The 24,132-nt window shown below is 68.6% G+C and carries 22 protein-coding genes; 11 read left to right on the forward strand and 11 right to left on the reverse strand.

Annotated features, from left to right (window positions below; all coding sequences use genetic code 11):
- Positions 1–50 precede the first annotated feature (50 nt).
- From GOALK_RS15120 to GOALK_RS15140, 5 genes are all read right to left on the reverse strand, one after another.
- The gene (locus GOALK_RS15120; protein WP_006359703.1) at positions 51–1,280 is read right to left on the reverse strand and encodes an ABC transporter permease; all 1,230 of its coding nucleotides are present in this window, start codon (positions 1,278–1,280) and stop codon (positions 51–53) included.
- Positions 1,277–2,173 (reverse strand): ABC transporter ATP-binding protein, encoded by an 897-nt coding sequence (locus tag GOALK_RS15125; RefSeq protein ID WP_006359704.1) that lies wholly within the window; start codon positions 2,171–2,173, stop codon positions 1,277–1,279. Before GOALK_RS15125 ends, GOALK_RS15120 begins: the two co-directional genes overlap by 4 nt.
- Positions 2,170–2,790, reverse strand: coding sequence for a hypothetical protein (locus tag GOALK_RS15130; RefSeq protein ID WP_006359705.1), 621 nt, complete (start codon positions 2,788–2,790; stop codon positions 2,170–2,172). The genes GOALK_RS15125 and GOALK_RS15130 overlap by 4 nt, the downstream gene beginning before the upstream one ends.
- A complete protein-coding gene (locus GOALK_RS15135; RefSeq protein WP_006359706.1) occupies positions 2,787–3,101 on the reverse strand; it encodes a helix-turn-helix transcriptional regulator in 315 nt (104 codons plus the stop codon). Before GOALK_RS15135 ends, GOALK_RS15130 begins: the two co-directional genes overlap by 4 nt.
- 79 nt (positions 3,102–3,180) lie before the next feature.
- Positions 3,181–4,317 (reverse strand): NAD(P)-binding domain-containing protein, encoded by a 1,137-nt coding sequence (locus GOALK_RS15140; protein WP_006359707.1) that lies wholly within the window; start codon positions 4,315–4,317, stop codon positions 3,181–3,183.
- Positions 4,318–4,371: 54 nt separating this feature from the next.
- Between GOALK_RS15140 and GOALK_RS15145 the strand changes: the two genes are divergently transcribed.
- Together GOALK_RS15145 and GOALK_RS15150 are read left to right on the forward strand one after the other, a co-directional pair.
- On the forward strand, positions 4,372–5,103 hold the full coding sequence (locus GOALK_RS15145) for an enoyl-CoA hydratase (protein ID WP_006359708.1): 732 nt from the start codon (positions 4,372–4,374) through the stop codon (positions 5,101–5,103).
- 121 nt (positions 5,104–5,224) lie between these two features.
- Positions 5,225–6,334: an XdhC family protein gene (locus GOALK_RS15150; RefSeq protein WP_006359709.1), complete on the forward strand. Its 1,110-nt coding sequence runs from the start codon at positions 5,225–5,227 to the stop codon at positions 6,332–6,334.
- A 2-nt stretch (positions 6,335–6,336) separates the two neighbouring features.
- Here GOALK_RS15150 and GOALK_RS15155 read toward each other — a convergent pair whose 3' ends face one another.
- The 3 genes from GOALK_RS15155 to GOALK_RS15165 are packed head-to-tail and all read right to left on the reverse strand — an operon-like array spanning position 6,337 to position 9,546.
- Complete coding sequence (locus tag GOALK_RS15155) at positions 6,337–7,668, reverse strand: D-arabinono-1,4-lactone oxidase (protein WP_042376604.1); 1,332 nt, start codon at positions 7,666–7,668, stop codon at positions 6,337–6,339.
- Positions 7,656–8,882: an alanine racemase gene (locus GOALK_RS15160; RefSeq protein WP_006359711.1), complete on the reverse strand. Its 1,227-nt coding sequence runs from the start codon at positions 8,880–8,882 to the stop codon at positions 7,656–7,658. Before GOALK_RS15160 ends, GOALK_RS15155 begins: the two co-directional genes overlap by 13 nt.
- A 49-nt stretch (positions 8,883–8,931) precedes the next feature.
- Positions 8,932–9,546: a TetR/AcrR family transcriptional regulator gene (locus GOALK_RS15165; protein ID WP_187346487.1), complete on the reverse strand. Its 615-nt coding sequence runs from the start codon at positions 9,544–9,546 to the stop codon at positions 8,932–8,934.
- 219 nt (positions 9,547–9,765) lie between these two features.
- Here GOALK_RS15165 and GOALK_RS15170 point away from each other — a divergent pair, with 219 nt between their 5' ends.
- The 3 genes from GOALK_RS15170 to GOALK_RS15180 all read left to right on the forward strand — a co-directional run bounded on the left by GOALK_RS15170 (position 9,766) and on the right by GOALK_RS15180 (position 13,744).
- Positions 9,766–10,950, forward strand: a complete 1,185-nt coding sequence (locus tag GOALK_RS15170; protein WP_035754900.1) for an MBL fold metallo-hydrolase — start codon at positions 9,766–9,768, stop codon at positions 10,948–10,950.
- On the forward strand, positions 10,947–13,433 hold the full coding sequence (locus GOALK_RS15175) for an HAD-IC family P-type ATPase (RefSeq protein WP_006359714.1): 2,487 nt from the start codon (positions 10,947–10,949) through the stop codon (positions 13,431–13,433). The genes GOALK_RS15170 and GOALK_RS15175 overlap by 4 nt, the downstream gene beginning before the upstream one ends.
- A gap of 71 nt (positions 13,434–13,504) precedes the next feature.
- The gene (locus tag GOALK_RS15180) at positions 13,505–13,744 is read left to right on the forward strand and encodes an antitoxin (RefSeq protein ID WP_006359715.1); all 240 of its coding nucleotides are present in this window, start codon (positions 13,505–13,507) and stop codon (positions 13,742–13,744) included.
- Positions 13,745–13,748: 4 nt separating this feature from the next.
- Here the strand turns inward: GOALK_RS15180 and GOALK_RS15185 are convergent, their stop codons facing one another.
- A complete protein-coding gene (locus GOALK_RS15185) occupies positions 13,749–14,390 on the reverse strand; it encodes a DNA-3-methyladenine glycosylase (protein WP_006359716.1) in 642 nt (213 codons plus the stop codon).
- Between GOALK_RS15185 and GOALK_RS15190 the strand changes: the two genes are divergently transcribed.
- From GOALK_RS15190 to GOALK_RS15210, 5 genes are all read left to right on the forward strand, one after another.
- Positions 14,368–14,805: a type II toxin-antitoxin system Rv0910 family toxin gene (locus GOALK_RS15190; RefSeq protein WP_006359717.1), complete on the forward strand. Its 438-nt coding sequence runs from the start codon at positions 14,368–14,370 to the stop codon at positions 14,803–14,805. The genes GOALK_RS15185 and GOALK_RS15190 overlap by 23 nt on opposite strands.
- A gap of 87 nt (positions 14,806–14,892) precedes the next feature.
- The gene (locus tag GOALK_RS15195; RefSeq protein WP_006359718.1) at positions 14,893–16,605 is read left to right on the forward strand and encodes a substrate-binding domain-containing protein; all 1,713 of its coding nucleotides are present in this window, start codon (positions 14,893–14,895) and stop codon (positions 16,603–16,605) included.
- Positions 16,606–16,665: 60 nt separating this feature from the next.
- Positions 16,666–17,172, forward strand: a complete 507-nt coding sequence (locus GOALK_RS15200) for an FMN-binding protein (protein WP_006359719.1) — start codon at positions 16,666–16,668, stop codon at positions 17,170–17,172.
- Between the two features lie 26 nt (positions 17,173–17,198).
- Entirely contained in the window at positions 17,199–18,086 is an 888-nt protein-coding gene (locus tag GOALK_RS15205; RefSeq protein ID WP_081474354.1) for an FAD:protein FMN transferase, read from the forward strand.
- Positions 18,083–19,678, forward strand: coding sequence for an oxidoreductase (locus GOALK_RS15210; protein WP_006359721.1), 1,596 nt, complete (start codon positions 18,083–18,085; stop codon positions 19,676–19,678). The genes GOALK_RS15205 and GOALK_RS15210 overlap by 4 nt, the downstream gene beginning before the upstream one ends.
- A gap of 54 nt (positions 19,679–19,732) precedes the next feature.
- On the opposite strand, the gene GOALK_RS15215 is transcribed toward GOALK_RS15210, so the two are convergent.
- Positions 19,733–20,683: a proline dehydrogenase family protein gene (locus GOALK_RS15215; RefSeq protein WP_006359722.1), complete on the reverse strand. Its 951-nt coding sequence runs from the start codon at positions 20,681–20,683 to the stop codon at positions 19,733–19,735.
- A complete protein-coding gene (gene pruA, locus GOALK_RS15220) occupies positions 20,680–22,332 on the reverse strand; it encodes an L-glutamate gamma-semialdehyde dehydrogenase (RefSeq protein ID WP_006359723.1) in 1,653 nt (550 codons plus the stop codon). Before pruA ends, GOALK_RS15215 begins: the two co-directional genes overlap by 4 nt.
- 75 nt (positions 22,333–22,407) lie before the next feature.
- Between pruA and GOALK_RS15225 the strand changes: the two genes are divergently transcribed.
- Positions 22,408–24,015 (forward strand): PucR family transcriptional regulator, encoded by a 1,608-nt coding sequence (locus GOALK_RS15225; RefSeq protein WP_006359724.1) that lies wholly within the window; start codon positions 22,408–22,410, stop codon positions 24,013–24,015.
- The last annotated feature ends 117 nt before the right edge of the window (positions 24,016–24,132 follow it).

Here is a 24,132-nt window from a genome sequence, read left to right on the forward strand (position 1 = left end):
CCCACAGACATCTGTCGTCTCTCCGTCCGCTGCCTCTACGAAATCCGGTGCTAGCGAGCCAGCTTGAGCACCTCGCCCCAGCCCAGGCGGGAACCGGTACGGAGGATCGAGCGCTGATAGATACGTGCCGCGACCCAGGTGGCGAGCGCGCAGACTGCAGCCATGATCAGGAACGTGAGCACGATCTGGAGGGTGTTGGTGTCGCCGCTGGCGATCCGCATCGGCATCAGTGCCGCGCTGAACGGCGGAATCCAGCTGAGGGTCTTGATCAGGGTCGAATCGAGTGCCTGCACTCCGAAGATGCCGGCGTACATGACCGCCATGGCCAGAACAGTCAACGGGAACGACGCCGAGCTCAGTTCCTCCTGGCGCGACACGATCGCGCCGGTCGCGGCGTAGAGAGAGGCGAAGAAGAGGAAGCCGAGCACGAACCAGGCGATGACGGCCGCGAACATCCCGACCGCTGCTCCGGGCAACGTGAGGATTCCGGTGGCGGTACCGGCGATCAGCGCCGTCGCACCGAGCAGCACGACCTGTGTGAGGGCGACCGCACCGATACCGATGATCTTGCCCCACAGCAGGTGCAGCGGCTTGATCGTCGCCAGCAGCAGTTCGACGACCCGCGAGGTCTTCTCCTCGACGACGCCGACGGCCACCATCGTGCCGCCCATCATGATCGCGGTGATCAACAGGATGACTCCGACGAGGGCGATGACAAGCCGCTCTCCCTCATCCGGGCGGGCAGGTTCGAGCTGCGTCACCGAGATGGCCATCGCGGGGAGGGACGCAGCGTCGACTCCGCGGGCAGCGAGTGCGTCGGTGAGGCCGGCCTGGGAGACGGCGGTCCGGATGGGGGCCTCGACAGCCGGGTCGGCGCCGTCCTTGGTCAGGATCACGTAGGACCCGGGGTTCTCACCCGGCACGAGTGCCGCCGCGACATCGCCGTCGGCGACCTTGGCGCGTGCCTGCTCGACGGTGTCCACGGTTTCGGTCGCGATGGACGTGCCGGCGGAGTCGCCGAGTTCGACGATCGACTCGCTGATCGCCGCCGGTTGTCCGACGACGGCGACCTTCTCGACGTCCTCGCCACCGGCGAGCAGGTTGATGACGATGGCGCCGACGATGATCACGACCATCAGGAGCACGGTGCTGACGACGAAGGACCGGGTCTTGGCTCGAGTGGTGATCTCGCGTTCGGCGACGAGCCGGATGGCCTGCGCAGCCGAGGCCTTGGGGGACGGGCTCGGTGTGGTGGTGGGGATGTCGTGCAGTGTGGTCATGCCGAAACGACCTCTCGGAACATGTCGGTGAGGGACGGGGTGGACGTCGTGAAGCGGTGGACCGGACCGTGATCGAGTGCCGCAGCCAGGATCTGCTGGTCGTCGACCACATCCGGGTCGACGAGGAGTCGTGTGGTCTCGCCGTAGGCGGCCTCGCGGACGCCGGGCAGGGCGTCGGCCCACGCGACGTCGGCACGCGGTCCGGTGACCTCGAGGGTGATGCCGTCGCGGGAACGCAGTGCGTCGACCGTGCCCAGGGCACGCATTTCGCCGCGGGTGACGATGCCGACGCGGTCGCACAGTCGTTGCACGAGATCGAGCTGATGCGAGGAGAAGATCACCGGGATACCCTCGGCGGCCTTCTCCTTGAGTACGTCACTCATCACGTCGACGGCCACCGGGTCGAGCCCGGAGAACGGCTCGTCGAGCACCAGCACCTCGGGATCATGGACCAGCGCGGCCGCGAGCTGGACGCGCTGCTGGTTGCCGAGGCTGAGGTCGGCGACGTTGTCGTCGTACCGACTGCCGACGCCGAGGCGATCGGTCCAACGCCGCACCGATTCCTCGGCCTCCGCGGTGTCCATGCCGTGGAGTTTCGCGAGGAAGGTGAGTTGTTCGCCGACCTTCATCTTCGGGTAGAGGCCGCGTTCCTCGGGCATGTAGCCGATACGACGACGCAGGTCGAGATCGATGGGTCGGTTGCCGAGCCGGACCTCGCCGGCGTCGGCGGAGAGGACTCCGAGAATGATGCGCATGGTGGTCGACTTGCCGGCGCCGTTGCTGCCGACGAAGCCGAAGATCTCTCCCGGGTCGACGTGAAAGGTCATGTCGCGCAATGCGACCAGATCCCCGTAGCGCTTGTGCAGGCCGTCCACGATGAGTGGTGCGTTCATGAGTCACGTCCCTTTCCGCGCGTGGCGGTGTCGGAGGGTGTCTGTCGGGGCTCGACCAGGTCTTCCGGGTCGGGATCGGCCATCCACCAGGCGATCAGCATGGTGGGCACGCAGATCGCGGTGAGGACCAGGGAGATCAGCAGGATGGCGCTCCCGTAGACCCACTGGCCGGGTACCTCGTCGCGCATGCTGATCGCGACGAGGACGAAGTACGGGATGAACATCACCGCGTAGAGCACGAAGAAGCCGAATGACCGCGCCGAATTACGTTGGGCCAGCTGGATCTCGTCGAGCGCCGACACCGGTGCGTCGGCGATGGAGCCGGTGACGATGCGCAGTGCGGTCTGGATGGTGATGACCGAGACCAACCCGATGCCGAACGGCAGCAGGAACCATCCCGACGAGTGGAAGGCCAGGTAGGAGCTGGCGATGATCAACGCCAGTGCGCAGAGCAGCGTGATGACCAGCCGCCGGTATGCGCGCTGGTTACGCCACGTGGTCAGGCGGTGGGCGTGCTTGGCGTTGAACTCCTCGTGCCGGCGCCCACGCCAGTTCTCGTAACGGCGCCAGATCGCGGGTTTGGCCTCCTCCGGGAACGCCGAGTTCGGGTCGTTCATCGATCACCTCCGGTGTCGTTGGTGGGTGAGCCGTTCGCGGCCGGACGCGTATCGCGCCGGTAGAGCTCGGCGGACATGGCGCCGAACGGGGTTCGGCTGAACACGGCTTCGACGGGGAGGTCGAAGACGTCGCAGATGCGGAAGGCGAGGTCGAGGCTGGGGTAGTTGTCGCCCCGCTCGAGTGCGCCGACGGACTGGACGTTGATGCCGACTAGATTCGCGAGCTCGGCCCGCGACATCTGCCGTTCCGCACGCAGGACGCCGATGCGGTTGAAGATGGGGAGTTTTTCCCCACGGCGTATTGGACTCACCTCACCAAGTGTTAGGAAAACACAACAATCTGTCAATCCCCAATAACGGCGACGTGAGCGTCGTCGCGGCGGTGGCGGGTCAGTGAGCGGCGACTCCGAGCAGGTCAGCGGCCACTCTCGCGGCCTCGCGGCCCGCCCGGTTGGCCCCGATCGTCGATGCCGACGGCCCGTATCCGATCAGTTGAATCCGCGGATCGGCCTCGACGACCGTCGCGAGACGGCCGGTCATGGTGATGCCGCCACCCGGTGCGCGCAGCCGCAGCGGCGTCAGATGATCGAGCGAGCTGCGGAAGCCGGTGTTCCAGAAGATGACGTCGAGATCGAGGTGTTCACCGCCTTCCGGGCCGCAGTCCCAGCAGACGCCGGTCTCGGTGATGCGGGTGAACATCGGGCGCCACGACAGGATGCCGTCGCGCTGGGCGGCCGCGATCGCGGGTGTCAGGGCGAGTCCGGTCACCGAGACCACCGAGGTCGGGGGCAGCCCCGCGCGGACGCGGCGTTCGACCCGCGCCACGGCTTCGCGTCCCTGTTCGGGCGTAAACGGTTCGGTACTGAAGACCGGCTCGCGTCGAGAGCACCAGAACGTCTCGACGCCCGGTGCCTCGCGGGCGATCTCGATGAGCAACTGGATCGCCGAGATGCCGGCACCCACCACCAGGGCGCGTTTGCCGGCGAACTCCGCCGGGGTCTTGTAGTCGTGCGTGTGCAGTTGGCGGCCACGGAAATCCGCGGCGCCGGGGATGTGCGGGATGAACGGCCGGTCCCATGTGCCGGTGGCGTTGATGATGACGTTGGTGGTGAGGGTACGGCCGTCGGCCAACTCGACACGGAAACCCTCACCGTCCCGTCGAACCGCCCGCACGTGTACCGGCCGATGGACGTTGAGGCCGAACCTCTGCTCGTATCGGCCGAAGTAGTCCGGGACCGCGGTGGCGGCGGGGAGCCGGTCGCAGTCGAGTCCGAGTGCCTCGACGAGCCCCCACCCAGGCAGGTCGTGGACCCGATTGGCGGTGGCGAGGGTCAGCGTCGGCCAGCGGAACTGCCAGGCTCCGCCGGGGCCGGGCGCATGGTCGAGCATCTGATAGCGCTCCCCGAGGCCGAAGCGGTGCAGGAAGTAGGCCGACGACAGTGCTGCCTGCCCGCCGCCGATTATCAGGACGTCCGAGTGGCCCTCGACGTCGATCGGCGTGGCGCTGCTCGGCGTGGTGTTCGGCACGTCACCACCCTGTCACGAGTCGGCTCGACAGTGTCACCGGTAGGCTTGGCCCCCATGATTCACTCCACCACCGACGGCGCCGTCGTCACCATCGAGCTCGACCGTGTCGACAAGCGCAACGCCCTCAACGAGGAGATGCTCAGCGGGCTGGCCGACGCCTTCGGCGCCGCGGTCGATGCCGGTGCGCGGGCCATCGTGGTGACCGGACGTGGTCCGGTGTTCAGTGCGGGTGCCGATCTGTCCGGGCCGGTCTACGACCCCGGCTTCCTCGACAAGCTGGTCTCGACGCTGCATCGCATCGAGCAGACGCCGGTGCCGGTCATCGCGGCTCTCAACGGTTCCGCGATCGGCGGTGGACTCCAGCTGGCCATGGCCGCCGACCTCCGCGTGATGGCACCCGACGCGATCGCTGCCATCCCGGCCGCCAAAATCGGTGTCGCCGTGGATGAGTGGACCATCCGCCGGCTCGTGTCGCTCGTCGGTGCCGGCCAGGCGCGCGGCATGCTCATCGGCTGCGACCCGTTGAACGCCGACCGTGCCCACACTCTCGGATTCGCCAACCGCATCGGCGATCTCGCCGACGCCCAGCACTGGGCGGCCACCATCGCCGATCTCGCCCCGCTCACCCTGCAGCACTACAAGCTGGTGCTCAACGGCGACGGCGCCCGCGACACCGCACCCGAGGACCGGGTCGCCGCGATGGTCCGCGCCTGGCAGAGCGACGACATGGCCGAGGGGCGTGCCGCACGCAACGAGAAGCGGCAGCCGAAGTTCGTCGGGCACTGAGATCCCGACCGGCGAACCTCGCTTCGACGTGCCGACTTCGATCGACGTCTGCTTGTCGAGGTGAGATCGGCCGGTGGTGGCGAGGTGGCCGGTCACCGGAACATCTGGTCAACTGGAGAGCATGCGCGATATCCTGCCCGACCTGCTGGCCGTCCTCGGCCGGCCGGATGCACGCCCCGTCGCGCTGTGTCGGGTCATCGCGACGTCCGGGTCGGCGCCACGCGAGGTCGGGGCGTCGATGGTCGTCACACACGACGACACCGTCATCGGCTCGGTCTCCGGTGGGTGCGTCGAGTCGGCCCTGGTCCACACCGCGCAGCAGGTGCTCGAAGACGGGCTCGCAGTCGTCGAGCAGTTCGGCATCGAGGACCCTCGTGATCCCGCGCCCGGCCTGACGTGCGGTGGTCAGATCGACGTCGCCGTCGAACGCATCGAGCCGACGCCCGAACGGCTGGGTCAGCTCCGACGCCTCGCCGACGCACTCGCGGCCGATGAACCGATCGCGGTCGCCACGACGCTGAACGCCCACCCGGACTGGTATGTCGCGACCGAGGCCTCCCGGCCGCCGTGGCGACGCCTCGACCACGACGTCGCCGACATGCTCGACACCGGCCGCACCGGCGTCATCGGCCTCGACGACTGCGAGGCCACCGATCCCGCTGCGCCGACCGAGGACCGGCCACGCACCTTCGTGCAGACCTTCGCCCCGCCGGCACGTCTGATCCTGGTGGGCGCCAACGACTTCGTGCGCGCGCTCAGTTCACTGGGGTCGACGCTCGGAATGCGTGTCACCGTTGTCGACGCCCGACCGGTGTTCGCGACCCCGGAACGATTCCCCGACGCCGACGAGGTGATCGTCGGCTGGCCCGATCGCTATCTCGCCGACCAGATCCGGGACCGGGAGGTCCGCTCGACCACGGCACTGTGCGTGATGACCCACGACACCAAGTTCGACGTGCCGACTCTCCGCACCGCCCTGCAGGCGCCGACCCTCGGTTTCATCGGTGCCCTCGGATCTCGCCGGACCGCTGACGACCGCAACCGCCGTCTTCGCGAGGAGGGCGTCGACGAGGCACAGCTCGCGCGCTTGCGGTCGCCCCTCGGGCTCGACCTCGGCGGGCACACATCGGCGGAGGTGGCGGTGGCGATCGCAGCACAGATCATCGCCGAACGTCATGGCGCACAGGCGAGCCCACTGCACGAAGGAAGCGGGCCGATCCATCGGCGCTGAGCTCAGTCCCCCAGCACCCGCCGCAGGTAGTCGTTCGCGAACACTCGAGACGGATCGAACCGATCGCGCACCGCACGGAACTCGTCGAAGCGCGGGTAGACGCTGCGCAGGTAGTCGGCGTCGCGGGTGTGCATCTTGCCCCAGTGGGGGCGTCCGCCGAAGCCGGTGAGGATCGATTCGACGTCGGCGAAGTACGCGGCGGAGTCGGCCGGGTCGTCGCGGTGGTAGCGGTGGACGGCGATGTAGCCGCTGCGGCGTCCGGTGGCGGTGGAGAGCATCAGGTCGTCGGCCGCGGCGGCGCGCACCTCGATGGGGAAGCTGACGCGGTACTCGCGGCGGTCCAGCAGGGCGCGGAGCTCGCGCAACGCCGCCGGGACGTCCTCGAGGGGGATCGCGTACTCCATCTCGCGGAAGCGTACGTCGCGGTCGGAGACGAAGATCTTGGTCGACGTGTCGGTCAGCTCGCGGGACGACAGGCTGCGGCCGGCCACCGCGTTGATGGCGGGAACGAGCCGGGGTGCGCGGACACCGACCTCGCACAGCAGCCGGAACACCTTGTTGCTCAACAGTTCGTCGTCGACGTAGCGGCGGAATCGCGACGGTCCGGTGATCGGTGCATCCGTCCCGAGCCGCGTATTGGTCTTCACGAGTGCGCAATTGGTGTGCGGGAACATGTAGAACTCGTGATGGTCGGACTCGGCGACGTGGTCGAGGAAGCCGGCGATCGCATCGTCGGCGGAGGCCGGCCCTTCGACGGCATGCAACCGGAAGTTGTCGACGCAGTCGAGCGTGATCTCGACGAGCACCCCGAGTGCGCCGAGACCCAGTGCGGCAGCGGGTAGTTCGGGGTCGGCGGGACCGATGGTGACGATCTCGCCCTTGCCGTTCACGAGGGTGACGCCGGCGATCTGCGTACTGATGCCGCCGAATGCCAGTCCGGTGCCGTGGGTTCCGGTGGAGGTCGCGCCCGCGATGGTCTGCCGGTCGACGTCACCGAGGTTGGCCATCGCCAGACCCCTCGGTGCCAGTAGCGCGGGGATCTCGTGCAGGTGGGTGCCCGCGTGCAGCGTCACCCGGTGGCCGTCGGCGCCGGCCAGACCGCGCAGGCCGGACAGTTCGAGCTGGACGTCGTCGGCGACGGCGATGGGGGAGAAGCTGTGTCCGGCACCGACGGTCTTGACCGTGCCGCCCCGCTCGGCGGTCTCCCGCACGATGTCGGCGATCGCGCCCACACTCGTCGGATGCACCACTCGTCTCGGTGTGCACGACGCGGTACCACCCCAGTTGCGCCAGCCGTGCCCGGCGGCAGTCGACGTACCGCTCACAGAAAGCATTTCCCCTCGCCTCGGTAGGTCGGCACGACCTCACTGACCACCGCGTGACCAGCGTCGTCGCGGTCGATGATCGCGACGTGCCGGGCGCGTTCGCAGACCTCGCCGGACTTGGTGTGCCGGAACCATACTCGATCGCCGATCGCGATGCCCGGCGCAGCCTTCCCGCGGAGCGGGGTCTGCACCTCGCCGGCGGCCTCGGTGCCGACGAACTCGAGTCCGCTCGGCCACACCGGTTTCGGGAGGCGATCGGGTGCTGGCGGTCCGGAGGCGATCCAGCCGCCGCCGGCGCAGGTGACGATGTCGCGGGCCGGACGCCGGACGACGTCGAGTCCGAACGACAGCGCAGGGGCCGGTCGGAACCGTGCATAACCGTCGAAGAGATGGCCACCGAAAAGTCCGCTGCCCGCGGCGATGTCGGTGATCGACCGGTCGCGGGCGGTCTCCTCGAGCGAGCCGGTGCCGCCGCCGTTGACGAACTCCAGGTCGGCGATCTGCCGCAGCTCGCCGATGATCTTCCCGCGCCGGCGGCGCAGTTCGGCCATCGACCGGCGCTGCATCATCCCGATCGCCCGGTTGACGACTGCCTTCCCCGGAACCGCGTCGGCGACACCGGCGACCTGCGCCTCGTACGACATCACGCCGACCAGGTCGAAACCGTTCCGCGCGACGATGGTCCGGGCGAGATCGAGGACGTCGCGCCGGGAATGCACCGGGGAACGCCGGACCCCGACGTGTACGCGGCCGCCGAGGAGCCGGTACGACGCGTCGAGGTCGATGGCGACCCGAATCGGTCGTCGTGATGCGGGTGGGGCGACGGCGTCGATGATGTCGAGCTGCTCGACCGAGTCGACGAGCAGGCTCACCCGGCTCGCCGCCACCTCGTCGGACACGAAGCCTGCCAGTGCTTCCCGTCGGACGCTCGGATAACCGATCAGGATGTCGGTGATCTCCGTCGTCGTCGCCAGCCAGTGCGCCTCGGCGAGGTCGTAGGCGAGTACGCCGTGGAAGCCGCGACGGGTGGCGAGATCGGTGATCACCGAACGCACCCGGAGGGATTTGCTGGCGACCCGGATGGGGACACCGGCGGAGCGGCGCAACAGATCTGCGGCATTGTGTTCGAGCGCCGCGCGGTCGAGTGCGAGGACCGGGGCATCGAGCCCTGCGTCGGTGACCGCGTCGTCGATCGACGCCCAGTACCGGTCGGGGTCGGTCACCCACAGACCGTCGACGGGGGATGTTCCGGACGAGGCGTGGGAACGAGGGTCACTCGAACGTGACATAGGTGGCGAGCTGCTCTGCGACTGCCGCGATGAGGGAGTCGACCACCTTGTCGTCGCCGGTGCTCAGGTAGATCAGGGTGATCGAGTTGGTCGCGGCGATGATGAGCGGGCCGAGTTCCTCCGTCGGCCGGGTCCAGGTCAGACCCGCGAGTTCGGCTATCTCCCGCATGCCGGACGCCGCAACCCGATAGAGCTGCTCGTACATGACCTTGCCGACTTGCTGCAGTTCCGGATGGTTGTGCGCGTAGATGCCGAGCGCGATGGTCGCCTGCATCCGGCCGGGATCGGCCTTGAGCAGGTCGACGAAGGCATGGAACTGCCGCACCATGTTCTGTTTGAGCGCGTCGATGTCTGGCTCCGGGCCGAAGTCGGCGGCAGGCATGACCGAATGCAGCATGCGCTCGATGTCGACGGGCACCGCATGATCCATCACCGCGCACAACAGCGCCGTGCGGCTCTCGAATGCGTAATGGAAACTCGCGAGGGGCATTCCGGCGTGAGCGCAGATCCGGCGGGTGGTGGCACCCTCGACTCCGTGATCGGCGATCACTCGGTACGCCGACTCGATGAGCGCGCTTCGACGCTGTTCGACGGACATCCGTGGCAAGACGGTCAACCCCTTGGCCAACATGCGCTTGCGCATGTGCAATGGACAATGTTCGCCGCAGCCTATCAGTGCCGTTGTCCGCGTTTGCACGGTTGACCGCCCGAAACGTGCCGATGTTTGTTGATGCTCACATCTCGATGGTCGCCGTGAGAGCCTTCTGGTCCGACGCCGTTGCGCTTCGCGTCGAACCTCACCCGATCGGATTACTGTGTGGATGTGACCACGGATCCCGAAAGAAGCGGCCCCGACGCGACCTCGCGGGTGCTGGGGCGGGTGACATCGGCTGGGGCGATGATGGCCGACGCGGTGGCCGAACGGCTCGCCGCCGGTGGTCTCGGCCCGGCTCGCGCACTCGGCGCCACCCGCGAGGAGATCGTGCCGCACGTGCGCACGTCCCCCCACCTGCGAGACGGGGTCTTCGACAACCCCGAGCCGCCGGAGGGTTCCGTCGCCCCGGACCGCCAGGTGCTCGCCGACATGGCGCGCCGCCCGGGCCGGCCCCGACGTCCGGTGATGGTCACCGTCCCGACCTTCGACGCCCCGTCGCCCCTCGCGGTCACCTGGCTGGGACATGCCACCGCGATCGTCGACATCGACGGCGCGCGCATCATCACCGACCCCGTCCTGAGCCGCCGGTGTTCGCCGAGCCAACTCGTCGGTCCGGGACGCATGCACGCCGCCCCGCTGGCCGCGCGCGAGCTGCCCCCGATCGACGTCGTGGTCATCAGCCACGACCACTACGACCATCTCGACATGGACACGGTCACCACCATCGCGGCGACACAGCCGGACGCCGTGTTCGTCACGACCCTCGGCGTCGCCGCACATCTGATGTCCTGGGGGATCGCCGAAGACCGCATCCGGCAGGCGGATTGGTGGGACGAGGTCGTCGTCGCCACACGCGGCGGAGAGCTGCGGTTCACCTGCGGACCGGCACGCCACTTCTCCGGACGGTGGCTGGCACGCAACCTCACCCAGTGGGGGAGCTGGGCGATCGCCGGCCACACCCACCGCGTCTTCTTCTCCGGCGACACCGGCCACACCGAGCGATTCTCCGACGTCGGCGCCCGGCTCGGCCCCTTCGACCTGACGCTCATCGCCGTCGGCGCCTACGACGTGATGTGGCCCGACATCCACGTCAACCCGGAGGAGGCGCTGTCGGTGCATCGGATGGTCTCGCCGGCTTCCGGGGCCGATTCGGTTCTGGTCCCGATCCACTGGGGCACCTTCAATCTCGCCCGTCACCCATGGGGTGAGCCGATCGCGCGGCTGCAAGCCGCCGCACACCACGGCGACCCGACTGTGCTCGTCCCGCAGCCCGGTGGTTCGATCGACCTCGAACACCGCACCGGAACCGGTGTGGCGCATTCGAGTTGGTGGGAGGTTTCGGCGTGAGCACCACGACGGAGACGATCGAGCCCGGTCTTACCGCGGCAGAGGTGGCCCAGCGGGTCGCCGAGGGCAAGGTCAACTCCATGCCCGACCGCTCGGGCCGCAGCGTCGCGGACATCGTGCGCGCCAACGTCTTCACGCGCATCAACGCGATCCTCGGTGTTCTGTTCGCCATCGTCGCGTTCACCGGTTCGCTCATCAACGGCCTGTTCGGTCTGCTGATCATCGCCAACTCGACGATCGGCATCGTCCAGGAGGTCCGCGCCAAGCGCACCCTCGACAAGCTCGCCATCGTCGGTCAGACCCGGCCGCGGGTCCGACGCGACGGTGAGGTCGTGGAGGTCGCGCCCGACGAGGTCGTGCTCGACGACATCATCGAGATCGGTGCCGGCGACCAGATCGTCGTCGACGGCGAGGTCATCGAGGCCACCGCACTGGACGTCGACGAGTCGCTGCTGACCGGTGAGGCCGATCCGATCGACAAGGACCCGGGCGCGCAGGTCATGTCCGGCAGCTTCGTGGTCGCCGGCGGCGGCGCCTACCGGGCGACCAAGGTCGGGGCCGACGCGTACGCCGCGCAGCTCGCGGCCGAGGCGTCGAAGTTCACCCTGGTCTCCTCCGAACTCCGCTCGGGAATCGACCAGATCCTGCGGGTCATCACCTGGCTGTTGATCCCCGCCGGCATCCTGACGATCGTCAACCAGCTGTTCATCAGCGACAACAGTCTCAAGCAGGCGCTGCTGGGCATGGTCGCCGCGCTCGTGCCCATGGTGCCCGAAGGTCTGGTGCTGATGACCTCGATCGCCTTCGCGGTCGGCGTCGTTCGCCTCGGGCAGCGGCAGTGCCTCGTGAACGAACTCCCCGCGATCGAGGGCCTGGCCCGCGTCAACGTCGTGTGCGCCGACAAGACCGGCACCCTCACCGAGAACGGGATGCGCCTGTCCGAACTGCGCGTCGTCGGCGACGATCCGCCAGACCTGGCCGGAGAGGTGCTCGCGGCACTCGCCGCCCACGATCCGCGTCCCAACGCCAGCATGATCGCCGTCGCCGAGGCGTATCCGACCCCGCCGTCGTGGACCGTGTCCGCGATCAAGCCGTTCACCTCGGCCACCAAGTGGAGCGGGATGTCGTTCGACGACGCGTCCGGCACCGACGTAGGCAACTGGTTGATCGGCGCACCCGACGTGCTGCTCGACCCGGCCGGGGAGACCGCTCAACTGGCCTCCGACATCGGCGCGGCCGGACTGCGCGTGCTGCTGCTCGCGCGCACCGACGTCCCCGTCGACACCGAACCGGCCGCCGGCGCGGTCGCCCCGGGCACCGTGACCCCGGTCGGGCTCGTCGTGCTCGAACAGCGGATCCGGCCCGACGCCCGCGGCACCATCGACTACTTCGAACAGCAGAACGTCGCCGTCAAGGTGATCTCCGGCGACAACGCTCGCTCGGTCGGTGCGGTCGCCGAGTCGCTCGGCCTCGGCTCGGCCGACACCTCCGTCGACGCGCGCAGACTGCCAGAGGAGACCGACGAACTGGCCGACGTGGTCGAACACGGCGTGACCTTCGGTCGTGTCCGTCCCGATCAGAAACGCGCCATGGTCAAGGCGTTGCAGTCGCGGGACAACACCGTCGCGATGACCGGCGACGGCGTCAACGACGTGCTCGCCCTCAAGGACGCCGACATCGGTGTCGCGATGGGATCGGGCAGTTCGGCCGCCCGGTCGGTGGCGCAGATCGTGTTGCTGGACAACAAGTTCGCGACCCTCCCGTATGTGGTGGGCGAGGGTCGTCGCGTGATCGGCAACATCGAACGCGTCTCCAACCTGTTTCTCACCAAGACGGTCTACGCGGTGCTGCTGGCGCTGTTCGTCGGCGTCGGCGGCGTGCTGGGCAAGCTGTTCGGCTCGGACCCGCTGAGCTACCCGTTCCAGCCGATCCACGTGACGATCTCGGCGTGGTTCACGATCGGCATCCCCGCCTTCGTGCTGTCGCTGGCACCCAACAACGAGCGAGCCCGCCGAGGCTTCGTGCGTCGCGTCCTGCTCACCGCGGTCCCCAACGGCATCATCGTCGGCCTGTGCACCTTCGTCACCTATGTGATCGTCAACCCGGGCGGGCCGGGTGTCGAGGTCGGGGGCGACGCCGTCGACCTGTCGCCGGCGCAGACCCAGGCGGCCACCGCGTCGCTGATGACGCTCATCGCGATCGCGGTCTACGTGCTCGCGGTGGTCGCCCGGCCCTACAACTGGTGGAAGGTTCTCCTGCTCGTCGTCTCAGCGGGTGCCTACATGCTGATCTTTGGGTGGCCGTTCACCCAGGACCTCTTCCACCTCGACTCGTCGAACTGGACGATGAACTCGGTCGCGCTCACCTCGGCGGCCGTCGGAATCGTGCTCGTGGAAGCGGTTTCGCGGATCGTGCCGCGGTGGATCGCGAACCACAGCAGTTCTGAAGGGCACTCCGCGGACGTCGAGGTGGCAGCCGCGTAAAGACGCCGTGTAGGCGACTAAACTCTGCCACGGGCGGCCGGAAGACATCCGGCTCGGACACAGGAGACGTCATGGATCTCAAGGGACTCGTCAACAAGGCGCGCGACACGCTGCGCAAGAACCCGAATCTGATCGAGAAGGGCGGCGACGCCATCGACAAGGCCACCGGCAACAAGTACGCCGGGCAGGTCGACAAGGCGCAGGACGCGGTCCGCAAGGCCGTCGGAGCCCAGAACACGGCCGCCCAGAACAACAAGACGCCCGAGAACAACAAGGCGCCCGAGAACAAGCCGGACGCTCCTCAGCAGTAGCCGGTCAGCCGCCGGCGCGCGGGTGACGGCGGTACCCCGACACGGTCGGGTGACCGTCGAAGAAGAATCGCCACGAAACGTCGGCCGCGCGTCGTACGCCGACGCGCGGTCCGGCGGCCACCGGCAGGTCGGGGAGCGGCCCGCCCGGAGATGTGTCGAGAGTCACAGGGGTGTGCGGATCGGCGAGAACGGTGCCGAGATCGGCCATCGTGATCCCGAGCGCGCGGCAGAGGTTCCCGGGGCCGCTGGCGAGCCGGTCGTCGGACACCGGCCTGGAGCGCGCGGCACCGCGTCGGTCACGTGCCAGCTCGACCCCGTCGACCACCTCGCCGGCCCTCAGCAGGACCGCCGCCGCAGGTCCCGGCCCCCGCACCACGATGTTCGCGCAGTGATGGCCGTGGATGCGGTAGACGTACAGGCGGCCCGGCGGGCCGTACATGATCTCCGATCGGGCCGTTCGCGTGTACGCGTGCGACGCCGGATCGTCGGGTCCGGCGTAGGCCTCCACCTCGGTGACCAGGATCGTCACGCCGTGACCCGTCAGGTGCGCGCCGAGCAGCGCCCGGGCCTGATCGGCCACCGGCGCGGGAAAGTCGGAGGTGCGGACACTAGGCTCTGGGACCATGGCGAAGACGAGTGACTCCATCGAGGTTGAACTGTCTCCGGAAGATACCTGGGCGGCCGCCTCGGACCTGTCCCGGTACGACGAATGGTTGCTGATCCACGACTCCTGGCGCAGCCCGCTCCCGGCCTACGAGGACCTGGCCAAGGGCACGCAGATCGCCTCGATCGTCGTCGTGAAGGGCACCCGGGTCCGCTTCGACTGGGTCGTCGAGAAGTTCGACCCGGTGTCGCACGTACGCCTCAAGGGGAGCGGCAAAGGCGGCGTGAAGGCCAAGCTCGATCTGGGCATCCTTCCCACTTCGATCGGATCGGAAGTAACCTTCACTGTTGATCTGGGTGGGTTGCCGCTGATCGGGCCCGTGGGTAAGACCGCGGCCCTGGCGGTGTCGGGAGATCTGCGGAAGTCGCTGCAGCAATTCCGAGAGATCTTCGGCTGACCCGTGCGTGACGTCACGCGGGGGCGGATGACGGCGATGCGTCAGGCGGTGTGAGGACACCGCCATACGAGGGGAACGAGAGTAACTATGGGGCGTCACAGCTCAGATGCCGATCGCGGCGGGAACGAATGGACCCGGGCTGCCGCGAGCAGCGGGGGACCCGCGAGCGGCGCGAGCCGGTCCGATGACGACTTCGGCTTCGAGCACCGCGAGGCCGGCAGCGGTCGCCGCGGCGGCTGGCTGTGGGCGATCGTCGCCCTGGTCGCGGTCGTCGCCCTCGTCACCGGGGTGATCATCTGGCAGGCCGGCTCCGGGGGTTGCGGTGATCGCACCCGGGTCGCCGTCGCCTCCGACGCCGCGATGACCGGCCCCCTCCGCGAGGTGGCACGACAGGCATCCGCGGACTCCTGCTACGACTACGACGTCCAGACCGCCGCCGGCGCCGACGTGCCCGGCCTGTTGACGCAGGGCGCCGCGGCGCCCGACCTCTGGGTCGCCGACTCTCAGGTGCAGGCACGCCGCGTGACGACGCAGGTCCGCCGCGACCTCGATCTGGTGGCACCCTCCATCGCCTCGACCCCGACCGTCGTCGCCGGGGAGAACGTCCCCGAACTGGGCACGTGGGTCGAGGTCATGAAGCTCCCCGACCTCAGGACCGGTAGCCCCGTCGACACCAGCACCGGCGATGCCCCGATCATCGGTGCGCTCGCGGCCGTCGACGCCGGCGAGCTTCCGGAAGAGAAGTTCACCGAGGCCATGACGATCTTGGCGATCCAGCAGAACAACGCGCGTCTGACCAACGACAACGAGGGCACCCGACTCAACCTGGCGAACACCTCGGGTGTGCCGGTCGTGACGACCGAGCAGCAGTACGAGCTCTTCATGCGCACCCATCAGGGGTCGAAGCTGACGTCGACCATCCCCGCCTCGGGCACCGTCATGCTCGACTACCCCCTGGTGAACACCGCATCTGCGGCTCGCCAGCAGGTGGCCGACGAGGCGGGGGCCGCGCTCGTCGCGGCGCTGGGCACCGATTCCGGTCGCAAGGCGCTGACCGACGCGGGCTACCGCGACGCCGACGGCAACGGGGTCGGCGAGCCGGTCAAGGAGCTGCAGCTGCGCGACCCGTCGTCGGTCGACAAGGCGCTGCGTCAGTGGCAGGTCCTCGGCGTGCCGATCCGCAGCCTCGTCGTCCAGGACACCTCGGGGTCCATGGAGACACCTGCCGGTGGCACCACCCGCGCGGGTCTGCTCATCGACGCCTCCCAGACGGGCCTGAAGCTGTTCCCCAACAACACGATGATCGGTGGCTGGGCATTCGGCGTCGACAAGGGCGGCGACGGTCAGGACTGGCTGGAGATGGCGCCCATCCGGCGGCTCGACGCGCGTTCGGGCAGTGGGACGCACCGTGATGCGCTCAGCCGGGCGGTGGAGGAAGGCCTGTCCGACCTGGGTGGCGGTACGGGCCTCTACGACACCACGCTCGCGGCGTTCAAGAAGGTCCAGGACACCTACGACCCGAACTACTCCAACAGCGTCATCATCATGACCGACGGCCAGAACGAGGATCCGAACAGCATCAGCCTGGACGAACTGCTGGCCGAGCTGAAGCGACTCGAAGACCCGGCACGGCCGGTGCTGGTACTGACCATCGGCATCTCCGACGACGCCGACTCCGACGCGCTCAAGCAGATCGCCGAGGCCACCGGCGGCACCACCTATGTCGCCGAGAACGCCGCCGACATCCGGACCGTGTTCGTCGACGCCATCCAGGCGCGTGTCGCTGCGGCCGGTCGCTGACCGGCGGCGATTCGGCGAGCCAGCGGGGCGGCGCGCCGGGCGATCAGGGACAATGGGCCGATGACCTCCACTTCGAACCCTGCCCCGTCCGAATCTGAGCTGTCCGGTTCGAGCCGTTCGTCGGTTCTGCTGCGTACCGGCGGCGTCCTCGCGGCGATGGCGGCCGTCGGTCTCGCCGCCGGGGCCTGTTCCTCCGACGACTCCGGCTCCGGCAGCACCACCGCTGCGGACACCTCCACCGCGACAGTCACCGACGGCGCCACGGGCGAGGAGTACAAAGACGGCGAGTACACCGCGGAAGGCGGGTACATCTCACCCGGCGGACCGCAGAAGGTCGGCGTCACCGTCACCCTGTCGAACGACGTCATCACCGCGGTGTCGGTCGACACGAGCCAGACCAAGGGCCCGTCGGTGGAGTACCAGGGCAAGTTCGCCGGCGGGATCTCGGATGTCGTCGTGGGCAAGAACATCAACGACATCGATGTCGACAAGGTCTCCGGCTCGTCGCTGACCTCGGGTGGCTTCAACGAGGCGATCGAGAAGATCAAACAGGAAGCCATCAACTGAGTTCGACCGGCGTGACCACCCCCGGCATGAATTCTCCTGCAGCCATCCATGACTGGGTGTTCGACGCCATCGGTACCCGGTGGACGGTCACGACACCGGCGCCACTGCCCGACGACGTCGTCGACGCGGTGCGCGCCGAGATCGACCGAATCGACCTGGCGTGGTCGAGATTCCGCGACGACTCGGCGGTCGCCGAGATGGCGCGGACGGCCGGACGCCACCCGATCGCGGAGTCGGATCAGCCGCTCGTCGACTGGTACCGCAGGCTCTATCGGCTGACCCGCGGTGCGGTCACACCGCTGGTCGGACAGACCCTTGCCGACGCCGGTTACGACGCGGACTACACCCTGCGGCCCGCCGCCCGGGTGGCCGGGATCCCGGGTTGGGACGAGGTGATCGCCGGGCATGACGGCGCGCTGGAACTGCGCCAACCCGCGCTGCTCGATGTCGGTGCGGCGGGAAAGGGTTTCGCGGCCGACCGGGTGGCGGAGATCGTTGGGCGGGCCACCGATGACTTCGTCGTCGACGCCGGTGGCGACATGGTCGTCTCACCCCGCACCCGCGGGCTGAGGGTGGCGCTGGAGCACCCGATGGACCCGACCAAGGCGATCGGCGTGGTCACGCTCGACGCCGGGGCGATCTGCGCGTCGGCGAGCAATCGTCGGGTGTGGGCGGACTGGCATCACATCGTCGACCCCCGCACCGCCTCACCTGCAAGGGAGGTGCTGGCCACGTGGGTGATCGCACCGTCGGCGATGGAGGCCGACGGGCTGGCGACCGCGCTGTTCTTCACCCCGGCCGCGTTCCTGCGCGGCGACTTCGACCATCACGCGGAGGGTTTTCATCACGTGACCGTCCGGCGCAACGGCAGTGTCGAACACACCGCGATCCCCGGATTGGAGTTGTTCCTGTGACGACCGGCGTTTCGACGACCAGACCCACCGCGTTCTTCCCGCGGATCCTCGCGCCGTTCGATGCCACGCGGCGACACCTGACCCCGTACCGGGCGGTGTTGTGCGGGCTGGTCCTTCTCGCGGTCGCGGCCTTCGTGGTGTCTGCGGTCGACGCCGACTTCGGTTACGGACCAGACGAACTCGCGGTGTGGCTGCTGGTGGCGGTCGGGGTGAGCGGCCTGGCCACCTATCTGTTAGCGGCCGTGTTCCGGGTGCCGCCGAATTCCGATTCGTGGCTCATCACCGGACTGATCCTGTTCTTCGTGGTGCCCGGCGGTTCGGTAGACACCGCGGTCGCGACCGTCGCAACGGCGGCGGTGATCGCCGCGGCGTCGAAATACGTTCTGGCATGGCGTCGACGGCTGATCCTGAACCCGGCGGTCGCCGGCGCCGTCGGCTGTTATGCGCTGGCCTACGCCGGTGTCGACGGACTGAGCTACCCGTTCTGGTGGGTGGCGGCCGAGCCGCTGCTGATCCCGATGATCGTCATCGGCGCGGCCGTGGTCACCCTGGTCCGCGAGTGGCTCCTCGTGGCCGTGTTCCTCGTCGCGTCGCTGGTGACGATCGGCGTGGTCGAACTGGTTCGCGGCGGCCAGGATCTGTCGACGTGGGTCGTGTCGTCGCCGATGCTCTTCGTCGCGGCCGTCATGCTGCCCGAACCGCTGACATCTCCGGCGCGACAGCCGCATCGGCTGATCTACGCGGCCCTGGTCGGGGTGCTGATGCACTGCCAGTACACGGTCGAGGTGACCGACTCGTACACACTGGCTTTCGTGCCGGAGATCGCTCTGCTCGTCGGCAGCCTGTACGCCTTCGCAGTACGCCTGGCGACGCGCACCGCGCGCCGGGTGCGCCTCGACGTCGAGACCGCGTCACTGGCCGACCGCACCTACGTGTTGCGCGGTGAACCCGCCGGTGGCGCACCGTCGTTCCGGGCGGGGCAGTGGTCGAGTGTGAGTGTGCCGCGGTGGTCGGCGCCGGTGTGGACCGGTTCGCGCCGGGTGTTCTCGTTCGTGTCCGCGCCGAGGGAGGCGCCGGTCGAGTTCGGTTTCACGGTCGCGGGGGTGCCGTCGTCGTTCAAGGCCGCCCTCATCGACGGCCGTGCCCGGCGCGCGTGGGTCGACGAGATCGGTGGCGACTTCGTCCTCCCGCGGGTGTTTCCGGCCAAGGGCAGGGTCGTGCTCCTCGCGTCGGGTATCGGGATCACGCCGTTCGTGTCGATGGTGCGGTCGCTTGACGGCGCCGACCTGTCGGGACTGACCGTGGTCCATGTCTTGCGCTCGTCGGAACGGACCGTCTACGACGACGAGTTGGACTCTGCCAGAGGGGCCTCGGCACGGGTGGTCACGGTCATCGCGCCGGAACTCGCCGACGGCGTCGACGATCCCGACCGTCTGGCGGAGCTCGTCGGTCCGGACATCGCGGGTGCGCACTACTACGTGTCGGGCACACCGGGATTCGTCGAACGCACCTCGTCGACGATCCGGCATCTCGATCCGTCGACCAGGTTGCGTCCGTGGCGTATCCACACCGACTCGTTCACCGGTTACTGATGGGCTTCGAATATCCCTGCGAGATCGTCACCCCTGACGCGGGAGTTCGGCGCTCTACCCGGCCAGCGCCCGCAAGAAGAAGCCGAGATTCGCCGGTCTCTCCGCGAGGCGACGGACGAAGTAGCCGTACCACTCGGTGCCGTATGGGATGTACACGCGCACTCGGGCGCCCGACTCGACGAGCCGTCGCTGCTCGTCAACCCGGATGCCGTACAGCATCTGGTGCTCCCACGTGCCGGGGGCGCGGTCGAACTCCGCCGCCAGGATCGAGGCCTCCTCGATCATCGTCGGGTCGTGGCTGGCGACCATCGGATAGCCGTTGCCCTTCATCAGGATTCGCAGGCAGCGGAGGTAGGCCTCGTCGACCTGGTGACGGTCGGGGTAGGCGACCGCCGGCGGTTCGGCATAGGCGCCCTTGCACAACCGGATTCGTGCGCCCGTTGCCGCGAACTCGGCGCAGTCGGCCTCGGTACGACGCAGATACGCCTGCAGCACGGTCCCGACCTCGGGGAAATCCTGTCGCAGTGACCGCACGATGGCCAGACGCTCGTCGACGGTCGCGTGATCCTCGGCGTCGATGGTGATCAGTGCCCCGGCGTGGTGCGCTGCCGCGGCGATGGTCCGGGCGTTCTCCTCGGCGATCTTGGCGCCGTGTTCGGGCAGCCGTTGACCCAGCGCAGTGAGTTTCACCGACACCTCCAGCGCACCCGGACGTACCGGACCCAGGCCCGGCATCGCTTCCAGCAGAGACACATAGGCGGCGACCGTGGCGTCGGCCTGTGATTCGTCGACGGTGTCCTCGCCGAGGAAGTCGATGGTCACCGCCAGCCCGTCGTCGAGTTCTCCTCGGATGGCGGCGAGGACGTCGTCGAGCGTTTCGCCGGGCACGAACCGGCGCACGACCTTCTCGGTCACCGACCATCGCTGCGAGGTCTGTTTGATCCGTTCGCTGCGCGCCGCGGCGGTGATCGTCGGGCGCAGGAGGGTGTCGAAGAGCGTGCTCAACTGGAGACCCCCGTGAAGTCGGTGCTCATGTGCGGGTACCGGGTCGTGGTCGGCGGTGTGAACGTCTCCTTGATCGTGCGGCTCGACGTCCAGCGCAACAGGTTCTGCTTCGACCCCGCCTTGTCGTTCGTGCCCGACGCCCGACCGCCACCGAACGGCTGTTGGCCGACGACGGCACCGGTCGGCTTGTCGTTGATGTAGAAGTTTCCGGCCGCATTGCGGAGCCGGTCCGACGCGAGAGCGACCGCCGCGACGTCGGTCGCCATGACCGCGCCGGTCAGCGCGTACTTCGCCGTCGTGTCGACCAGGTCGAGCACGGTCTCGTAGTCGGCGTCGTCGTAGACGTACACCGCCAGGATCGGGCCGAAGTACTCCGTGGAGAACGACTCGTCCCGCGGGTCGTCGGACAGCAACACGGTGGGGCGCACGAAGTACCCGACCGTGTCGTCGACCTGCCCGCCGACGGCGACGGTGACCTGCGGCGAGGACTTGGCGCGCCGCAGCGCCGCGATGTTCTTGTCGAAGGCACGCTGATCGATCAGGGCGCCACCGAAGTTCGACAGGTCGCGGACGTCACCGTAGGTGATTTCGGCTGTCTCGCCGAGGAAGTCGTTACCCATCTTGTCCCACACCGACCGGGCGATGTAGGCGCGTGAGGCGGCCGAGCACTTCTGGCCCTGGTACTCGAACGCGCCGCGGATCAATGCCGTTCGGAGAGCGTGCGGTTCGGCGGAGGAATGGGCGACGATGAAGTCCTTGCCGCCCGTCTCGCCGACCAGGCGCGGGTAATTGCGGTACTTGTCGATGTTGTTGCCGACCGCTCGCCACAGGTACTGGAAGGTCGTGGTCGATCCGGTGAAGTGGATTCCGGCCAGGTTCTCGTCGGCGAGAACCACATCCGACACGGCACGTCCGTCGCCGTGGACGAGGTTGATGACTCCGGGAGGCAGTCCGGCGGCTTCGAGGAGTGCCATCGTGTACTGCGCCGAATACGCCTGTGTGGGAGAGGGCTTCCAGATCACGGTGTTGCCCATCAGCATCGGCGCCGTCGGCAGATTCGCGGCGATGGCGGTGAAGTTGAACGGGGTGACCGCGTAGACGAATCCGTCGAGCGGACGCTGATCGAGCCGATTCCAGACACCCGGTGACGACACCGGTTGTTCGGCGAGTATCTCGCGTGCGAAAGCGACGTTGAACCGCCAGAAGTCGGCGAGCTCGCAGGGCGCGTCGATCTCGGCCTGCTGCACCGACTTCGACTGGCCGAGCATCGTCGCGGCGGCGATCCGTTCACGCCACGGCCCCGACAGCAGTTCGGCCGCGCGCAGGATCACCGCGGCCCGGTCGTCGAAGCTGGTGTGCGCCCAGTCGTCCTTTGCGTCCATCGCGGCGTCGACGGCCGCACGGGCGTCGTCGTGCGTGGCGTTGGTGAGGAATCCGAGCACCTCGTGGTGCGCATGCGGCTGCACGACGTCGATCTGATCGCCGTGCCCGAGATGCAGGCGACCGCCGATGATGTGCGGCAGCTCGCGCCGGCCGGCGCTGGACTGGCGGGTGAGTTCGTTGACGATCCGGGTGCGCTCGGGCGACCCGGGGGCGTAGGTGTGCACCGGCTCGTTGACCGGGCGAGGGGGAGTGGTGATGGCGTCCATGACGTCAGTTCACCTGCGGAGGGCGTTCCCGCGATATGGCCGATCGGCAAACCGGACAGCCGTAGCCTTGTCCGTATGGACAAATCTCCGGGCGTCGCGCTCGGGCGTCTCATCCTGGCCCTGGACCGGACGGTGGCGACCCTGGTCACCGCACCGCAGGGACTCGACGTGCCGGTGCGGAGCCTCGCGATGATCGACATCGACGACGTCCACTTCGGCCTCGGTCGCGCGGCACGGTCGGCCGATGTGTTCCTGCTGGTCGGCCTGCCCGACGAGGTGAGCACCGAACTGCTGGCCGGCCTCGGCATCCATCGCCCCGTCGCCGTCATGAGCAAGACGTCGTCGGCGACCCTCACCGACCTCGCCGATCGACTCGGTATCGCGGTCGTCGCCATCGACCCGCACGCCCGGTGGGAGCGCATCTACAACCTCGTGTCGCGCGTCCTCGACACCGCGCGGCGTTCGCCGGACGACGGCGAGTCGATGGAGTCGGGCGCCACCGGTGATCTCTTCGAACTCGCGGCCGAGGTCGCACGGCGCACCGGCGGACTGGTCAGCATCGAGGACGAGCGATCGCACGTGCTGGCCTACAGCACGGCCGGCGACGAGGCCGACGATCTGCGACGGTTGTCGATCCTCGGCCGCGAGGGCCCGCCGGAGATGCTCGCCTGGCTTCGGCAGTGGGGTGTGATGGACGCGCTGCGCACGTCGGCGCGGGTGGTCGCGGTCGACGCGCGAACCGACCTCGGCCTGCGGGAACGCCGCGCGGTCGCGATCCGGGCCCCGGGCACGGCCGAGTTTCTGGGGGTCGTCTGGTTGCAGCGCGGTGCCGGACCGTTCGCCGACGACACTGACGAGGTGCTCACCGGAGCGGCCGCGGTCGCCGCCCGGGTGATCGCCCGTCGTCGATCCGCGGGCACCGAACACGACGAACTGGTCCGTCGGCTCCTCGGCGCGCGCGGCGACATCATCGACGTCGACGCACTCGCCGCTCAGCTCGGCGTCGACCCGTCCGTCGCAGTGGTCCTCGTCGGATTCGCGACGACCGGTTCGGCCGAAGACGCCTCGGTGCCGTTGTCGGAGAACGCCACTCGCATCTCCGCGCTCACCCTGCACGCCAGCGCGTTCAGTCCGCTGTCGGTGACCTCGACCATCGGCGACCGTGCCTACGTGGTGCTCCCCGGTGTGACGGACGATGCCGCGGTCGAATGGGCGCAGGTGTCCGTCGAGGTGACGCAGCGGCAGTTCGGTTTGCGCATCCGCGCGGTGGTCGCCGGACCCCACACCCTCGCCGCGGTACCCGAACTGCGCAGCCAGATCGACCGCGTGCTCGACGCGGCTTCCCTCGAAGGCGAACTGATCGACGACGTCACCACCGTCGCGGGCTCACGCACCGGGGTCCTGCTCGGCGAGATCGTCGCGCTCCTCGCCGAGAACCCCGACCTCGTCGACCCGCGGGTCTCTGACCTCGCCGACCTCGACGCCCGCACCGGTAGCGACTTCACCGTCTCCCTGCGCGCCTACCTCGACCGTTTCGGCGACGTCCGGTCGGCCGCCAACGATCTGCACGTCCACCCGAACACGTTGCGCTACCGCATCCGACGCATCGAGACCCTCACCGGGATGGACCTCGAGGACCCGGCGACCCGGCTCGTCGTGGCATTGTCGTTGCGGGTGCGGTAGGAGCTGAAAACCGCCCCCGAAAACCACCCTGTGCAGCGGCACCGACGACACTATGTCTTCGGCGCCGCCGTGGAGGGTCGACCTCAGGGGCGGTTTCCAGCTCGGGTGAGTACCCGA

This window comes from Gordonia alkanivorans NBRC 16433 (assembly GCF_000225505.1).
In the GTDB taxonomy this organism is placed as follows: Bacteria; Actinomycetota; Actinomycetes; order Mycobacteriales; family Mycobacteriaceae; genus Gordonia; species Gordonia alkanivorans.

Excerpts from the sequence above, each read along its gene's own strand:
- GOALK_RS15120 (WP_006359703.1), bottom strand. The coding sequence starts at position 1,280 with ATGACCACACTGCACGACATCCCCACCACCACACCGAGCCCGTCCCCC.
- GOALK_RS15125 (WP_006359704.1), bottom strand. The coding sequence starts at position 2,173 with ATGAACGCACCACTCATCGTGGACGGCCTGCACAAGCGCTACGGGGAT.
- GOALK_RS15130 (WP_006359705.1), bottom strand. The coding sequence starts at position 2,790 with ATGAACGACCCGAACTCGGCGTTCCCGGAGGAGGCCAAACCCGCGATC.
- GOALK_RS15145 (WP_006359708.1), top strand. The coding sequence starts at position 4,372 with ATGATTCACTCCACCACCGACGGCGCCGTCGTCACCATCGAGCTCGAC.
- GOALK_RS15150 (WP_006359709.1), top strand. The coding sequence starts at position 5,225 with ATGCGCGATATCCTGCCCGACCTGCTGGCCGTCCTCGGCCGGCCGGAT.
- GOALK_RS15155 (WP_042376604.1), bottom strand. The coding sequence starts at position 7,668 with ATGCTTTCTGTGAGCGGTACGTCGACTGCCGCCGGGCACGGCTGGCGC.
- GOALK_RS15165 (WP_187346487.1), bottom strand. The coding sequence starts at position 9,546 with ATGTCCGTCGAACAGCGTCGAAGCGCGCTCATCGAGTCGGCGTACCGA.
- GOALK_RS15180 (WP_006359715.1), top strand. The coding sequence starts at position 13,505 with ATGGATCTCAAGGGACTCGTCAACAAGGCGCGCGACACGCTGCGCAAG.
- GOALK_RS15190 (WP_006359717.1), top strand. The coding sequence starts at position 14,368 with ATGGCGAAGACGAGTGACTCCATCGAGGTTGAACTGTCTCCGGAAGAT.
- GOALK_RS15185 (WP_006359716.1), bottom strand. The coding sequence starts at position 14,390 with ATGGAGTCACTCGTCTTCGCCATGGTCCCAGAGCCTAGTGTCCGCACC.
- GOALK_RS15195 (WP_006359718.1), top strand. The coding sequence starts at position 14,893 with ATGGGGCGTCACAGCTCAGATGCCGATCGCGGCGGGAACGAATGGACC.
- GOALK_RS15200 (WP_006359719.1), top strand. The coding sequence starts at position 16,666 with ATGACCTCCACTTCGAACCCTGCCCCGTCCGAATCTGAGCTGTCCGGT.
- GOALK_RS15205 (WP_081474354.1), top strand. The coding sequence starts at position 17,199 with ATGAATTCTCCTGCAGCCATCCATGACTGGGTGTTCGACGCCATCGGT.
- pruA (WP_006359723.1), bottom strand. The coding sequence starts at position 22,332 with ATGGACGCCATCACCACTCCCCCTCGCCCGGTCAACGAGCCGGTGCAC.
- GOALK_RS15225 (WP_006359724.1), top strand. The coding sequence starts at position 22,408 with ATGGACAAATCTCCGGGCGTCGCGCTCGGGCGTCTCATCCTGGCCCTG.